This is a genomic window from Microbacterium sp. SA39 (genome assembly GCF_000967865.1).
In the GTDB taxonomy this organism is placed as follows: domain Bacteria; phylum Actinomycetota; class Actinomycetes; order Actinomycetales; family Microbacteriaceae; genus Microbacterium.
The window spans coordinates 31,670-46,848 of record NZ_JXRU01000035.1; the positions used below are offsets into that span (position 1 = coordinate 31,670).

General features: G+C 67.7%; 14 protein-coding genes. 2 read left to right on the plus strand and 12 right to left on the minus strand.

The features are described 5' to 3' along the window. Positions 1-186: 186 nt before the first annotated feature. From RS85_RS11290 to RS85_RS11315, 6 genes are all read right to left on the minus strand, one after another. On the minus strand, positions 187-618 hold the full coding sequence (locus RS85_RS11290) for a TA system VapC family ribonuclease toxin (RefSeq protein WP_046013555.1): 432 nt from the start codon (positions 616-618) through the stop codon (positions 187-189). After that, a complete protein-coding gene (locus RS85_RS11295; RefSeq protein WP_046013556.1) occupies positions 615-863 on the minus strand; it encodes a CopG family ribbon-helix-helix protein in 249 nt (82 codons plus the stop codon). Before RS85_RS11295 ends, RS85_RS11290 begins: the two co-directional genes overlap by 4 nt. A gap of 64 nt (positions 864-927) precedes the next feature. After that, positions 928-2,658, minus strand: coding sequence for an ABC transporter ATP-binding protein (locus tag RS85_RS11300; RefSeq protein WP_162836772.1), 1,731 nt, complete (start codon positions 2,656-2,658; stop codon positions 928-930). 44 nt (positions 2,659-2,702) lie between these two features. Continuing rightward, entirely contained in the window at positions 2,703-3,668 is a 966-nt protein-coding gene (locus RS85_RS11305; RefSeq protein ID WP_046013558.1) for an ABC transporter permease, read from the minus strand. A 34-nt stretch (positions 3,669-3,702) separates the two neighbouring features. Beyond that, complete coding sequence (locus RS85_RS11310) at positions 3,703-4,707, minus strand: ABC transporter permease (protein ID WP_046013559.1); 1,005 nt, start codon at positions 4,705-4,707, stop codon at positions 3,703-3,705. A gap of 157 nt (positions 4,708-4,864) precedes the next feature. Further along, entirely contained in the window at positions 4,865-6,538 is a 1,674-nt protein-coding gene (locus RS85_RS11315; RefSeq protein ID WP_046013560.1) for an ABC transporter substrate-binding protein, read from the minus strand. 170 nt (positions 6,539-6,708) lie between these two features. On the opposite strand from RS85_RS11315, the gene RS85_RS11320 reads away from it, so the two are divergent. Continuing rightward, positions 6,709-7,629, plus strand: coding sequence for a sugar kinase (locus tag RS85_RS11320; protein ID WP_052703550.1), 921 nt, complete (start codon positions 6,709-6,711; stop codon positions 7,627-7,629). A 153-nt stretch (positions 7,630-7,782) separates the two neighbouring features. On the opposite strand, the gene RS85_RS11325 is transcribed toward RS85_RS11320, so the two are convergent. From RS85_RS11325 to RS85_RS11350, 6 genes are all read right to left on the minus strand, one after another. Continuing rightward, positions 7,783-8,088: a GIY-YIG nuclease family protein gene (locus RS85_RS11325; RefSeq protein WP_046013561.1), complete on the minus strand. Its 306-nt coding sequence runs from the start codon at positions 8,086-8,088 to the stop codon at positions 7,783-7,785. A 129-nt stretch (positions 8,089-8,217) separates the two neighbouring features. Beyond that, on the minus strand, positions 8,218-9,093 hold the full coding sequence (locus RS85_RS11330; RefSeq protein WP_046013562.1) for a MurR/RpiR family transcriptional regulator: 876 nt from the start codon (positions 9,091-9,093) through the stop codon (positions 8,218-8,220). Positions 9,094-9,105: 12 nt separating this feature from the next. Next, positions 9,106-10,617 carry a glycoside hydrolase family 3 protein gene (locus tag RS85_RS11335; protein WP_046013563.1) on the minus strand — a complete coding sequence of 504 codons (1,512 nt, stop codon included), beginning with the start codon at positions 10,615-10,617 and terminating at the stop codon, positions 9,106-9,108. Continuing rightward, positions 10,614-11,447, minus strand: coding sequence for a carbohydrate ABC transporter permease (locus RS85_RS11340; protein WP_046013564.1), 834 nt, complete (start codon positions 11,445-11,447; stop codon positions 10,614-10,616). The genes RS85_RS11335 and RS85_RS11340 overlap by 4 nt, the downstream gene beginning before the upstream one ends. Then, a complete protein-coding gene (locus tag RS85_RS11345) occupies positions 11,444-12,418 on the minus strand; it encodes a carbohydrate ABC transporter permease (protein ID WP_046013565.1) in 975 nt (324 codons plus the stop codon). The genes RS85_RS11340 and RS85_RS11345 overlap by 4 nt, the downstream gene beginning before the upstream one ends. 10 nt (positions 12,419-12,428) lie before the next feature. After that, positions 12,429-13,730: a sugar ABC transporter substrate-binding protein gene (locus RS85_RS11350; RefSeq protein WP_046013566.1), complete on the minus strand. Its 1,302-nt coding sequence runs from the start codon at positions 13,728-13,730 to the stop codon at positions 12,429-12,431. A 180-nt stretch (positions 13,731-13,910) separates the two neighbouring features. Between RS85_RS11350 and RS85_RS11355 the strand changes: the two genes are divergently transcribed. After that, positions 13,911-15,176 carry an LCP family protein gene (locus RS85_RS11355; protein WP_046013567.1) on the plus strand — a complete coding sequence of 422 codons (1,266 nt, stop codon included), beginning with the start codon at positions 13,911-13,913 and terminating at the stop codon, positions 15,174-15,176. Positions 15,177-15,179: the final 3 nt, after the last annotated feature.

Consider the following 15,179-nt stretch of genomic DNA (forward strand, 5'->3'; position numbering starts at 1 on the left):
GTGAGCCCCGCAGGGCTTCTCGATTCCTTTGTCGTCAGGTGGAGTGTGCGCTCAAAGACTCAACGAATGCCGACCACCATATGAGGGCAGGGAGAAGCGAGCGCAACTACCAACTATACGTGCGATTCGGCAACATGGCAAGCTCAGTCCTTGACCAATCTCGGATGCTGCGGTAAAAGCATCCGATCAGCCGGCCGAGGGGTCGATGAGCCGAAGCCCGTCGAACCGCGCAAGACCCCGATCGAAGGACGCCAGCGCCGCTCCATGCTCGATCGCCAGCGCCGCGTGATACGCGTCGGGCACGTCATTCCCGCGCGCTCCCGCGCGCCGCACGAGGCGGTCGAAGATCTGCCAGTGCCGCTCTCCCGGGCGGACGATCCGCGTACCCGGGGCGGCGACGGCGTTCCTGCAGGCATCCATGGCCGTCTCGGGATCGGACGGGGGATCGAAGACCCGTGGGTGCGTGAGCAGACGAACAGCACCCGACAACGCGAGTTCGGAGACCCCGATCAGCTCACCGTCCGCCCGAACCCTCGACATCCACTCGATCACTGATCGGTGCTGCGGATGCCCGATGCGCAGGGCGGGGATCCAGAGGTTCACATCGAGAAGGATCACAGGTCTTCCATCAGGTCGAGCATCGCCGAGTTGCTCCGCCAGTTGACTCCGGGCCGCAGGCCCCGATCTCCCGGCACCTCGACCGCGACATCCGCCCAGGAGAAGTCGACGACGGGCTTCTGCCGCTCCGCGAGATACTCGCGAATCGCGTCATCGACGACCTCGCCGAGCGACGCATGCTTCCTGCCCGCGATCACCTTGATCTCGGCGAGCAGATCGTCATCGATATTGACTGTCGTGCGCATGGCTCGAGCGTACGCGCATCATGATGCGGATGCAATGCATCGTGATGCGCGTAGCGCGATCGGATCAGGACGCGATGTTCAGCTCGTTGCCCGGGATCGAGGCCAGCAGCCGTCTCGTGTACGGATCGCGGGGGTTGGTGAAGATCTCCTCGGACGACGCCGCCTCGACGAGCTTCCCGTCCTTCATCACGCACACGTAGTCGCTGATCAGCCGCACCACCGCGAGGTCGTGCGAGATGAACAGATAGCTCAGGCCGTACTCCGTCTGCAGGTCGCCGAGCAGCTTCAGGATCTGGTCCTGCACCAGCACGTCCAGCGCGGATACGGGTTCGTCGCACACGATCAGCTCCGGCGAGAGCGCGAGCGCCCGGGCGATCGCGACGCGCTGACGCTGGCCGCCGGAGAGCTCCGACGGGTACCGCCGCAGCATCGACTGCGGGAGCGCCACATCGTCGAGCAGCTGCCGCACGCGTTTGCGTCGGTCGGCGCCGCTCCCCCGCTTGTAGAAGTCCAGCGGCTCCCCGATGAGGCGCTCGATCGTGAACATCGGGTTCAGGCTCGAGTACGGATCCTGGAAGATCGGCTGCACCTTCTGGCGGAAGTTCTTCGTCTCCGCCCGGCTCAGCGACGAGATGTCCTTACCCTCGTAGCGGATCAGTCCGCTCGTCGGCTCGACCACCTTCAGCAGCATCCGCGCTGTCGTCGTCTTGCCGGAACCGGACTCCCCCACGATCGCCACGGTCTCGCCACGTGGGATCACGAGCGAGACGCTGTCGACCGCCACGAAGTCCTCACCGCGCCCACGCACCGGGTACACCTTGGTGAGATCCTCGATCTCGACGATGTTGTCCTTCTCGACGCGTTTCGTCACTTCGTCTCGCTGCGCTCGCTCAGTAGGGCGCTCGTCGCTGCGCTCCTCGCTCAACGACCGGTCCACCGTCGAAGCGCCGTCGGCATCCGCCCGTTCCTCGACACGGAACGCCTCCGGCCGCAGCCGCGCTGCGGCGACGGACGGCGCCGCGGCCACGAGCGACTGCGTGTACGGATGCTGCGGAGCCTCGAGGATCTGACGTGCGTCTCCCTGCTCGACGACCCTGCCGCGGTGCATCACGATCACGCGCTCCGCACGCTCGGCCGCGAGGCCGAGGTCGTGCGTGATGAGCAGGACGGCGGTTCCGAGCTCGCGCGTCATCACCCCGATCTGATCGAGGATCGTGCTCTGCACGGTCACGTCGAGCGCGCTGGTGGGCTCGTCCGCGATCAGCAGACGCGGCTTGCACGCCAGGCCGATCGCGATCAGCGCACGCTGGCGCATGCCACCGGAGAACTCGTGCGGGTACTGCTTCGCACGACGCTCCGGATCGGGCAGGCCCGCCGCGGTCAGCGCCTCGACGACCTTCGCCTGCACGTTCTGCCGGTTCGCGAGCCCGTGCGCGAGCAGCGTCTCCGCCACCTGGGTGCCGATCTTGGCGACCGGGTTCAGGTTCGACATCGGGTCCTGCGGGACGAGGCCGATGTCCCGGCCGCGGATGGCCCGCAGCTCGCTTTCCGGAGCGCGCGTGATGTCCCGTCCGTCGAGACGGATGCTGCCGGAGGCGACCTTTCCGCCACCCGCCAACAGGCCGATGATGGCCATGGCGGTGGTGGACTTGCCCGAACCGGACTCGCCCACGATCGCGACGGTCTCACCGGCGGCGATCTCCAGATCCACCCCTTCGACGGCGTGCACGACGCCGTCCATGGTGGCGAAGTCCACGGCGAGGCCCTGGACCGACAGCAGCGGCGCGGCTGACATCCGATTCTCCTTCTCAGCGCGCAGGGCGCTCTCGTCTCGCGCGTTCATCGTGCCCTCGTCCGGGGATCCATCGCTTCACGCAAGGCTTCTCCCAACAGCGTGAACCCGAGCGCGGTGACCGCGATGCAAATGCCGGGGAGGAACGCCAGCCAGGGCGCGATCGCGAGCTCCGCCTGCGCATAGGTGAGCATGCGACCCCACTCGGCCGTCTCGGGGCGCCCGCCGCCGAGACCGAGGAACGACAGGGCGGCCGCGTCGATGACCGCGGTGGCCAGTGTCAGGGTTCCCTGCACGATGACCGGCCCGATCGCGTTGGGCAGCACGTGCGACATGGTGATCTGACCGCGGCCGAGACCGAGAGTCTGCGCCGAAAGCACATAGTCGCTCGAGCGCTGCTGCAGCATGGAGGCGCGCAGCAGACGGGCGAAGATCGGCACCTGGGATGCCCCGATGGCGATCATCACCGCGAAGGGCGTCTGGCCGAGGATGGCCGCGATCGACACCGCCAGCAGCAGGTTCGGCACCGAGAGGATGATGTCGACGATGCGCATGATCAGGGTGTCGACCCAGCCGCCGAATGTCCCCGCGAGCAGGCCGAGGATCATGCCCCCGACCAGGCCCATCGCCGTGGAGATCACACCGATGAGCAGTGACGCCTGGGCTCCCCAGATGAGCTTCGACAGCACGTCGCCGCCGAACCGGTCGAGCCCGAGGGGGAACTGCGGCAACTCGCCCGGACCCGGGATGTACGTCGGAGTGATGAACTTCGCTCCGGGGAGCGCGGTCTCCGGATACGGCGCCAGCAGGGGCGCGAGAGCCGAGACCAGCAGGAACGCGAGCACGATCGCCGCGCCGACCCAGGCGGTGGGATTGCGGCGGAGCCGGCGGAACACGTCCCGCCAGAAGCCGCCGGAGCCGTCCTTCAAGCCGGCTTGGGCGATCGCGACGGTGTCGATGACCCCGCCGCTCTCTGCGGACGGACCCTGTGCGGGTGGGAGTGCAACGCTCATGATGCGGCCTCCTGGCGGACGGTGGTGAGGGACATCACTGCACTCTCACTCTCGGGTCGATGAAGCTGTAGGAGACATCCACCGCGAGGTTGATCAGCGCGTACGCGATCGCGATGAAGATGATGAATCCCTGGAGCACGGGGAAGTCCCTCGTGAAGATGGCTCTCGCGAGGAACGAGCCGATCCCCGGGAAGGCGAACACGGTCTCGGTGAGCACCGCGCCCGAGATGAGCAGACCGGTCTGCAGACCGATCGTGGTGATCACCGGGAGCATGGCGTTGCGCAGGATGAAGCGGCTGCGCAGCGTCGATGACCCGACGCCCTTCGCCCGACCCGTGCGGACGTAGTCGGCGTTCTGCACCTCCAGGACACTGGCCCTGGTGATGCGCACGATGATGGCGAGCGGGATGGTGCCGAGAGCGAGGGCGGGCAGGATGAGATGCAGGATCGCATCCCAGGATGCGTCGAACTCGCCGGTGATGATGCCGTCCCACACGTAGAACCCGGTGGGATGAGTGGCGTCTATTCGAGGATTCTGTCGGCCATCCGAAGGCAGCCAGCCCAGCTGCACCGCGAAGACGTATTTCAGGATGAACGCCAGGAAGAACACCGGGATGGTGATGCCGACGAGACTCAGCACGACCGACGCGTGGTCGGTGAACTTGCCGTGCCGGCGGGCGGCCCAGTAGCCGAGCGGGATGCCGACGCCGACGGCGAAGATGAGCGCCATGACGCTCAGCTCCAGGGTCGCCGGGAAGCGGCGGAGGAACTCCTCCACCACGGGACGGTTCGTCTGGATGGACGTTCCGAAGTCGCCCTGGAGCAGGCGTCCGATCCAGATGAAGTACTGCTCGATCAGTGGTTTGTCGAAGCCGTAGAGTTCGTTGACCCTGGCGATGGCGTCCGGCGTCGCCTTCTCGCCGAGGAGGGCGACCGCGGGGCCGCCGGGAAGGGCCCTGACCCAGGCGAACAGCAGGATGCTGAGCCCGAACAGGGTGGGGATGAGAAGCAGCAGTCGCCTGCCGATGGTGCGCAGCAAAGAGATCTCCTAACACGCGGTCGTTGAGCGAGCGAAGCGAGACGAAACGCAGGTTCCGCGAAGGCCCCTGCGTTTCGTCTCGTCGCGTAGACCCGCACTGAGCGAGCGAAGCGAGACGAAGCGTCCTCGCTCAACGACCGGTTGGCGGCGTCAGCTGTTACTTGGTGAGGACGATGTCGGTGAAGACCTCGTCGTTCACGGGGCTGGCCGGGTAGCTCTCCACGCGCGGGTCGAACGCCAGAGTCGGCGCCGGGTGCGCGAGAGGGACACCGGGGATGAACTGCGCGACATCCTCGTTGATCTCCTCGTAGAGCGGGGTCTGCTCCTCGAGGCTCGCGACGCCGCGGGCCTCGGTCAGCTTCTGGAACAGCTCGGGGTTGTCGAAGCCCCACTCGGAGCTCTGCTGCCCGAAGAAGACGCCGACGAAGTTGTCGGTGTCGTTGTAGTCGCCGGTCCAGCCGAGCAGGTGGATGCCGTGGTCCGCGGTGCCGGTGGTGCGGTCGAGGTACTCGACCCACTCCTCCGAGACCGGAGTGGTCTCGACGCCGACCTCGGCGAGCTGCGTGGACAGCACCGTGAAGATCTGCTCGGGGTCCGGCATGTACGGACGCGAGACGTTGACCGGGTAGTTGAAGGTCAGCTTCAGCGGGTTGGCCTCGGTGTAACCGGCCTCGGCCAGAAGGGACTTGGCCTTCTCCTGATCGAAGTCGTACGTGGTGACACCGTCGTTGTAGCCGTTGACGACCGGCGGAACGAACTGGGTCGCCTTCTCGGTGCCCTCGGGCAGAACCTGGGTGATCAGTGCATCCTTGTCGATCGCATAGGACAACGCCTCGCGGACCTTCGGGTCCTGCAGCTCGGGAACCGCCTGGTTGAACGCGAGGTACAGGATCGTGAACGGCGGACGCGACACCATGGTGAAGCCGTCGTCCTCGAGAGCCTTCGTGTCAGCAGGACCGACGAGGTCGTAGCCGTCGATGGAGCCCGACTCGAGCGCCTGACGGCGGGCCGTCGGGTCGTCGATCGTGCGGAAGATGATCTCGTCGACCTGACCCTTCTCGCCCCAGTAGTCGTCATAGGCCGTGAGGGTGATCTGCTCGCCCGGTGCCCACTCGTCGAACTGGTACGGGCCGGTGCCGACCGGGTTCCCCATGGCGTACTCGGACAGCTGCGGAGCCTCGGCCGAGCCTGCGACCTCGTCCGCGCCGAACTCTTCCAGCGCCGACGGGCTCTGCATGCCGAACGACGGCAGGGAGAGCGAGGGGATGAAGCCCGCGAAGGGCTTGTTCAGCTCGATCGTGACCGAGGTGTCGCCGTCAGCGGCGCACGACTTGTAGACGGCGTCAGCCGGGTTCGAGGCGTAGCCCTTGAAGAGCTTGTTGTAGTAGTAGCCGAACGCCTCGGACGCTGCCAGACCGGTCCAGTTGAACCAGCGGTCGAAGTTGAAGCAGACGGCCTCGGCGTTGAACGGCGTGCCGTCGTGGAAGGTCACGCCCTCTTTGAGGGTGAAGGTGTGGGACATGCCGTCCTCAGACGACTCCCACGATTCGGCGAGCAGCGGCGCCGGGTCGGCGGTGCCGGGCTCCGTGCCGACGAGGCCTTCGAACATCTGACGCGAGACACGGAAGGTCTCGCCGTCCTGCGCGAACGCGGGGTCGAGGCTGGCAGGGTCGGAGGATGCGGCGAAGACGAACGTTCCGTCGACATCACCTGCGCCTTCTCCGCTGTCGTCTCCGCGATCGCTGGCGACGCATCCCGCCAGGACGAGCGCGGCGAGCGTGGCGCCGGTGACGGCGACCATCCCCCGCCGTCGTGTGACTGTGTGGTGCATTGTGTGACCTTCCCTGTAGGGCGCTTCCCTGCACGTTCCGACAGCCTCGTCGCCGCCGGACACGGTGATTCTTCGACGCTACCCAGTGAATTCTCAGATACCAAACAACGGCATGTTGCGATCCGGTATCGACATCCTGGTCCTGAGTGTCATCCGGTAGTGTCCAGATCGTGCCCGAATCCTCCCCGCTCGCCGTCTGCTTCGGCGAGGGCATGGTCTCCCTCGTCCCCGCCCTCGCCGCCCCCCTCGAGGACAACCGCACGTTCCACCGCTCGCTCGCCGGCGCCGAGTGGAACACGGCGATCGCGCTCGCGTCCGCCGGCATCCGCACCGCCGTCGTGTCGCGAGTCGGCGACGACGGGTTCGGGCGATTCCTCTCGTCGGAGCTTCGTCGGCACGGTGTCGACGACTCCGCGGTGGAGGTCGATCCGGATGCTCCGACCGGGCTGTATGTGAAGGAACTCGCCCCGCGACCTGACGGCGCGGTCGACGGGACCATGCATTATTACCGGTCGGGTTCTGCTGCGGCGGACCTTTCGCCGCAGACGCTGGAAACGCCCGCGGCATCCGCTGTCCTCGCAGGGGCCGCTCTCGTGCACACCTCCGGGATCACGCCTGCGCTGTCGCCCTCTGCGCGCGCAGCGCAGGAGGCGCTGTTCGCGCACGGCCGCGCCGACCGCCTGCTGAGCTTCGACGTGAACTGGCGTCCGGCGCTCTGGCGCGGGCGCGAGGACGAGGGCAAGGCGCTGATCAGTGACCTCGCCCACCGGTCCGATGTCGTGTTCTGCTCGCGTCCGGATGCGGAGGCCGTGTTCGGCACCGGCGACCCGGATCAGCTGCGGTCGTTGTTCCCCGAGCCCCGCTACCTGCTCATCACCGATTCGGATGGCGCCGTGGCCTTCGACGGCGGGGAACGGGCAGAGAGTTCCGCGCTGGACGTGCCGGTCGTCGAGACGATCGGCGCCGGGGACGCCTTCGCCGCGGGCTTCCTCGCCGGCATCCTCACCGGGCTCTCGCTGGCAGGGAGCCTCGCCCGGGGCCACCGCATCGCGACGCGCGCTCTCACGAGCACCCGCGACCACATCGACTGATTCGCACCCGTTTCGTCTCGTCGCTGCGCTCCTCGCTCAACGACCGGAGCTCGGGAGCGCTCCGTTCCGGAACCCGTTCGTTGAGCGAGCGCCAGCGAGACGAAACGCCGCCGCCGTGCAACTGCGTTTCGTCTCGTCGCTGACGCTCCTCGCTCAACGACCGGGAGGCGCACTCCCTACAGCTCGCGTCCGAGCGCTCCATCCGACGACGGCGTCGAGCCCTCCCTCGATGAACGCCGCGCGCTTCGCGTGGCTCCACCCCTGCAGGCGTTTCTCCCAGGCATAGGCTTCATCGATGCGTGAGAACTCCCCGCTCCAGGCCAACGCGACGGGGAGACGACGCTTCGTGTACGTGCTGCCCATGCCCTGCTGGTGCTGGACAAGTCGACGGTCCAGGTCGCGCGTGCTTCCGATGTAGAAAGTGTCATCGGCGCAGCGGAGAATGTAGACGTAGCCCATGCCGCTGAACCATACGAGCGGATGCCGACATTCACGGCTCCGCAGGAAAGCTGCGTTTCGTCTCGTCGCTGCGCTCCTCGCTCAACGACCGGGATCGGGAGCGTTTCGTCTCGTCGCTGCGCTCCTCGCTCAACGACCGGGAGAGGTACGGCGAGATGCGGCGGCGTCGTGGGTGAGCTGCAGCGAGACCGCTACCGGCTCCCCGCGGTGCTGCACCACGCGGACGAACAGGACATCCACGAGGGCGAGCTGCGCGATGCGGCTCGACATCGCGGCCATACGGAAGGGCGACTCATGGGCGTGCGTGAGCAGCACCACGTCGGCCGTCTGCGCGACCGTCGAATCGGCGACGCTCGTCACCGCCACGGCGAGGGCGCCGGTGGCTCGGGCGACCTCGAGCGCGCGCACGGTCTCGGCGGTCTCTCCCCCGTGCGAGAACGCGATCGCCACATCGTCGCGAGAACGCAGCGACGCCGTCGTCACAGCGAGATGCGGATCCGGCGAATGCGACACCGAGCAGCCGATGCGCGACAGCTTCAGCTGCAGGTCCTGCGCGGTCAACGACGACGCGGCCTGACCGAACAGGTCGATGTGCCGGGCAGCGACCACGGCTCTCGCCACGCGGTCGAGTGCCGCCGCATCGATCCCGAGGGCGGTCTTCTCTATCGCGTCGATCTCCATGGCTGCGAGCTTGGCGGCGATGGCGGCCGGTTCGTCGTCGGGGTCGATGGTCGTGCTGTCGAGGCCGAAGCGGGCCTGCTGCGCCTGCGCGAGCGTGACCGTACGAGCGACGGCGACGCGCAGTTCGCGATACCCGCTGAAGCCGAGCGTCTGCGCGAAGCGCGCCACGGTCGACAGCGAGGTGCGGCAGAGCTTTGCGAGGTCGTTGATCGCCAGGTCGATCACGAGCGTCGGATCGCCCAGGATCGTCTCCGCGACGCGCGCCTCGGCAGCGCTCAGCTTCGGCAGCGAGCGTCGCACCAGTGCGAGAACGTCAGCGTCCATGACGGGTCCGCCTCAGCCGGCGGCATCCACCTTCTGCGGTGGCGCAGGCAGCCCGAGCAGCGTCTCGCGGGCGACCTGAGCTCCCAGCCGGCTGGCGGCGCCGACCTCCACCGTCGACAGCGGCAGCGGATGCCGGGCGGGCAGCCCGACGTTCACGACCACCGCGTCGGAGTCCCGCGCGGCGGCGCGCTCGACGAGTGCCCGTTGCGCGGCATCCGCGTCCGGCCTGTCGATCAGCAGCACCGTGGTTCCGGGAGCCGCGAGCGCCGCGTCGAGCACCCGGTCCTGTTCCGACAGCGGGGTGCTCGCGACGTCGAGTCGCACACGGTAGCCGTCTGCGGCGAGGGCGTCCGACACGTAGGCCGCCGCGCTGTCCACGGCGAGTGAGGAACGACGGCGTGCATCGACGACCGCGAGTCCGGATGCCGCGACCGGGGCATCTCCGACGACCGACACGGCGCGTCGGACGATCCCGGCGGCATCGAAGCTCTCCGCGACATCCTGATGCGCGTCTGCGCTGCGCCGCAGCTTGGTCGCGAGCGCCGCTACCCGTCGCGCGGCCTCCTCGACGCGTTCCCGCGACAGCGATCCATCCCGCAGAGCGGCCGCGATCCCGTCGCGGGCCGCGAGGAAGTCCCGGCGGTCCTGATCGGCGAGAGCGGCGTCGCCGGGGTTGGTGGGGTTGCCGATGCAGAGGAGGTCGGCTCCCGCGGCGAGCGCGAGAGCCGCGCCCCCGCCGATGCCGACGGTCTCGCGGATGGCGGCCATGTCGAGCGCGTCGGTGATGATCACGCCCTCGAAGCCCCAGTCGCGCAGCATCCCGAGCACCCGTGGGTTCAGGGTCGCGGGCGCCTCGCCCCACGCGGGGACGACGATGTGCGCGGTCATGATGGCGTCCACTCCCGCGTCGATCGCGGCCCGGAACGGCTCGACGTGCACGCGCTCGTACTCGGCGAGGTCGAGCGAGATCTCCGGCAGCGCGTGATGCGAGTCGAGATGCGTGTCGCCGTGCCCCGGGAAGTGCTTGACGCACGCGGCGACCGCGGCATCCTGGATGCCGTCGACCATCGCGGTGACGTGACGGGAGACGAGGGCTTCATCGGCGCCGAAGGCGCGCACGCCGATCACCGGGTTGCGCGGGTCGGTGTTGACGTCGGCGACCGGTCCGAGGACGACGTTCGCCCCGACCGCTCGCACGCGACGGGCGAGCTCGGCGCCCGTCCGCTCGGTGGCGATGAGGTCGTCGAGCACGCCCAGCTGCGCGGCTCCGGGAACGGTCGACCCGGATGCCGATTCCAGGCGGGTGACGCTGCCGCCCTCCTCATCGATGCCGATCAGCGCGTCGGGGTTGGCGGCGAGGATCGACGCGCTGAGAGCGCCGAGGCCGTCGCTCACGTTCTGCCCGAAGTAGACCACGCCCGCGAGGCCGTCGCGCAGCTCGTCGAGAAGCCACGACGGCGCCTCCGTGCCGAGGAATCCCGGCCAGAGCACGCCGTTGGCGAGGCGCTCGAGTTCGTCGGTCATCCCTTGACCGCTCCCGCGACCATGCCGGCCGAGAGGCGGCGCTGCACGATGATGAAGAAGATCATCACGGGCAGGGTGATGATGGTGGACGCTGCCATGATGCTGCCCCAGTCGTTCGCGAACAGACCGAAGAACGACTTCAGACCGATCGAGACCGTGTACTGGTCGGTCTCGGCGCCGAGGATCGTCATGGCGAAGATGAACTCGTTCCAGGCGGTGATGAAGCTGAAGATGCTGGTGGCGACGAGGCCGGGCATCACCAGCGGCAGCAGGATGGAGCGGAACATCCGCCACCAGCTGGCACCGTCGATGTAGGCGGCCTCTTCCAGCTCGACCGGGACGGCCGCGACGAATCCGCGCAGCATCCAGATACCGAACGCCAGCGACAGCGCGACGTACACCACCATCAGGCCGAGGATGCTGTTCAGCAGGCCGAGGCTCTTCACCTGGAGGAAGAGCGGGATCACGAGCGCCTCGAGCGGCACCATCTGCACGATGAGGATCATCATGAGGACGGTCGTGCGCAGCTTGAAGCGGAAGCGCGCGACGGCCACCGCCGCGAGCAGGCACACGAGCGCGCTGACGAGCACCGTGACGACGGCCACGATCGCGGAGTTGCGCAGGAAGGTGCCGAAGCCGCCCTCGGTGAGCACGAAAGCGAAGTTGTCGAAGGTGAACTCCTGCGGCAGCAGCGACTGCCCGCCGCTGGAGGCCTTCTTGTCGAAGGCGCTCGAGACCATCCAGTAGACGGGGAAGAGCGTGAAGATCAGGACCGCGGCGACTGCGATCCCGATGCCGATCCTCGATCGGAGGGAGGCACGGGGATTCACAGCTCGTCCTCCTTCATGAGGGACCGGATGTAGACGATGGTGATGCCGATCAGCACGAGCGTCAGCAGCACCGCGAGGGCGGCGCCGAAGCCGTAGCGATTCTGGCCGAAGGATTCGACGTACGACCAGACACCGAGGTTGAGCACGGACCGGTTGCCGCCGGACCCGCCGGGCATCAGGTAGACCTGCGCGAACACCTTGAAGTCCCAGATGGTCGACAGGATGATGACGACCGAGAACACGGGCCGGAGCGTCGGGAAGATGATCTGCCAGAAGCGGCGCCAGGCTCCGGCGCCGTCGAGGGCTGCGGCCTCGAGCATCTCCTTCGAGACGCCGAGGAGCCCGGCGAGCACCGTGATCGCGACGAACGGGAAGCCGTGGTGCACGACGTTCAGCAGGACGATCGCGTAGAACGACCACTGGTTCGTGAACCAGTTGACCGATCCTTCCATCAGCCCGAGGTCCTTGAGGACCGAGTTGAAGATGCCGCGATCGGCGTCGAAGATGAACGTCCAGACATAGGTGCCGGTCACGGCGGGCATCGCCCACGCGACCATGATGCAGCTGGAGACGATGGTGCGCCACACGGTGCCGAGACGAGCGAGCAGCAGGGCGACGAGGGTGCCCACGGTGACCGTGACGAACACGGCGACGGCGGCGAAGCCGACGGTGTTCGGCAGGACCACCGTCCAGAGCGTCGGATCGGTGAGCGCCTCGACGTAGTTCTCGAGGCCGATCCAGTTGCTCTCGCCGGTGTTGATCTCGCGCAGGCCGTAGTCCTGCAGCGAATAGATGACCACCTGCACGAGCGGCCAGAGCATGAGCACCGCGAGGATGATCAGCCCGGGCGCGAGGAGGAGCCAGGGGCGGGCCGCGACGAGCGAGAGGCCACGTTTCGGCCGGCCGCCGACCACGGAGGCGGAGGAGGGCTCCGCCTTCGTGGTCGGCAGTGGCGGTTGCACCATCGTCATATGAGAGGTCTTACTTCTGGTTGAGCAGTTCGGTCATCTCGGCCGCGGCATCCTTCGTCGCAGTCTCGACGTCCTTCTGACCGCTGAGGATGGCCTGGATCATCGAGTTCGTCGTCTTCTTCGCCTGGACGGCTCCGAAGTTCGGCGTGACCGGAACGGATGCTCCGCCGTCGACCATCTGCTCGGCGAACGGCGCCACGAGCGGGTCGGTCGAGGCGAGGGCCTCTTCCATCGCGGACTGGACGCCCGGGAAGTAGCCCGTCTCGTTCGACCACTGCTCGGCGAACTCGCCCGTGGACATGAGCTTGACGAACTCCCACGCGAGGTCGGCGTTCTTCGTCGTGTTGAACACCGACAGGTGCGATCCGCCGAGCACGGACGGGGCGATGCCGCCGTCTTCGCCGGGGATGACCGCTGCGCCGATCTTGCCCTCGAGGTCGGGGTTCGCCTCGATGAGCGCCTTCGGGGTCCACGAGCCCGAGAGCATCATGGCGACGTTGCCCTGGGTGAACGCGTCACGGAGATCGGTCTCCTTCCAGGTGGTCGCTCCCGCGGAGGAGAAACCGTGCTGGGTGGCGAGGCCGGTGTAGAACTCGATGCCGGCCTGCGACTCGGAGCTGTCCAGTTCGCTGGTCCACTCGCCGCCGTCCTGCGTGGCGATCTCGCCGCCCGCACCCCAGACCCAGGGGTAGACCTGGAACTCGGCGTCACCGGCGACCGGGAAGGGAAGCATCTCCGGCTTCGCGGCCTTGATGGCCTCGCCGGCCGTGACGATGTCGTCCCATGTCTTCGGGGCCTCGAGTCCGAGCTCCTCGAACACGTCGGTGCGGTAGACGATGGAACGGACGCCCGCGTACCAGGGCATGCCGTAGAGCTCGTCCTCATAGGTGCCGGCGACCGCGAGGCCCTCGACGAGGTCGTCGCGCAGGCCCTTCTCGGCGTCGACGTACTCGTCCAGCGGCTCGAGCGCGCCGGCGTCGGCGAACTCGGCGGTCCAGGTGGTGCCGGTCTCGGCGACGTCGGGGGTGGTGCCACCGGCGATCGAGGTCACGAAGCGGTCATGGGCGTCCGCCCACTGGATCTCCTCGATCGTGACCGTCGCACCGGTCTCGTCTTCGAAGGCCTCGGAGACCTTGTCGTAGAAGGCGGTCGCGTCGGGGTTCGTGCCCTTCATGATCCAGACGGTGAGCTCCTGGCCTTCGCCGTCGGCGCTGCCACTGTTGCCGCTGTCGGTGGCGCCGCCGGCGCAGGCCGCGAGGCCGAGCGTGGCCGCGGCGCCCAGCGCGACGACCGGAAGAATGCGCTTGTGCATCAGGTGATCTCCTCTTCGAAATTTCTCCTGGCGGGCACCGGATGCTCACCTGGTAGGAAAAAGTATCCACGACTAACTAATTCGCTGCAAGTTCCTCTCACAATCGTCATGCGCCCGTAACATCGGCCCTTCCGGCGGTTTCTCGGCTGGCCGTGCACCAGCCTGGGTAGGCTCGCCGGCATGCCCAGACGCGACCGAGACCAGGACCGCCCCACGGTCGCTCGCCACACCGACGCGAAGAAGCCCACCTCCGTCTCGCGGGTCCTGAAGATCACCGGCATCGTCGTCGCGGTCGTTCTGACGTCCGCCATCGCTGTCGCCGCATTCGTGGTCGTCGACCTCTTCAACCGCGTCGGGGAGGGCGCCGTGACACTCGAGGACGCGCCCGAGGTCGAGCCGCCGTCGATCGGGGCGTATCCCGGCGAGTTCAGCATCCTCATCATCGGCACCGATGAGTGCGGGGAGGTGTCGACCGGTCTCCTGGGCGAGCGCTGCTCCGAGGCCGACGGCGGCGTGCTCAACGACGTGAACCTGCTCGTGCACGTCTCCGCGGAGCCGCGAAACGTCACCGTCGTGTCGCTGCCGCGGGACCTCATGGTCGCCGTCCCCGAATGCACCCGCCCCGACGGATCGGTCGCTTCATCGATGTCGAACGCATCGATCAACACGGTGTTCGAGCACGCCGGCCTGTCCTGCGTCGCCAAGACGGTGTCCGACCTCTCCGGGATCTCCATCCCCTTCGCGGCGAAGATCGCGTTCGACGGGGTCATGGAGGTCACCGAGGCCATCGGCGGCGTCGAGGTCTGCATCGGCGGCGAGGGCATCCGCGACGAGGCGACGGGCATCGACTGGGAGCCCGGGCCGCGCACGGTGTCGGGCATCGAGGCCCTGCAGTTCATCCGCACCCGGCACGGCGTGGGAGACGGCAGCGACCTGGCGCGCATCTCCAACCAGCAGCAGTACATGTCGCGTCTGGTGAAGAAGATCATGAGCGAGGAGGTGCTCACCGACCCCGCGGTGGTGCTGCGCCTCGCCAACACGGTGGTCGACAACATCGACCCGAGCGACGAATTGAGCAACCCCATCCGGCTCGCTCAGCTGGGGCTCGCGATCAAGGATGTGCCGTTCTCGGAGTTCGCGTTCTTGCAGTATCCGAGCTTCCCCGACCCGGACAACCCCGAGGAGAAGGTGATTCCGAACTTCGACGCTGCCGAGACCCTCTGGGCTGCGTTGAAGGCCGGCCAACCGGTGCAGCTCTCGGGCGACGTCGCCACCAACGGCGGAGTCGAACTCGTCGAACCCGCCCCCGGCACCACGACGGAGCCGACGCCGGCGCCGAGCGGTGCCCCCACCACCGAGACCCCGGCGCCGCGCGCCACGCTCGATCCGAGCATCTCGGGCCAGACCGCCGCGCAGGAGACCTGCGCGAACGGCAGGCAGGACTGATCA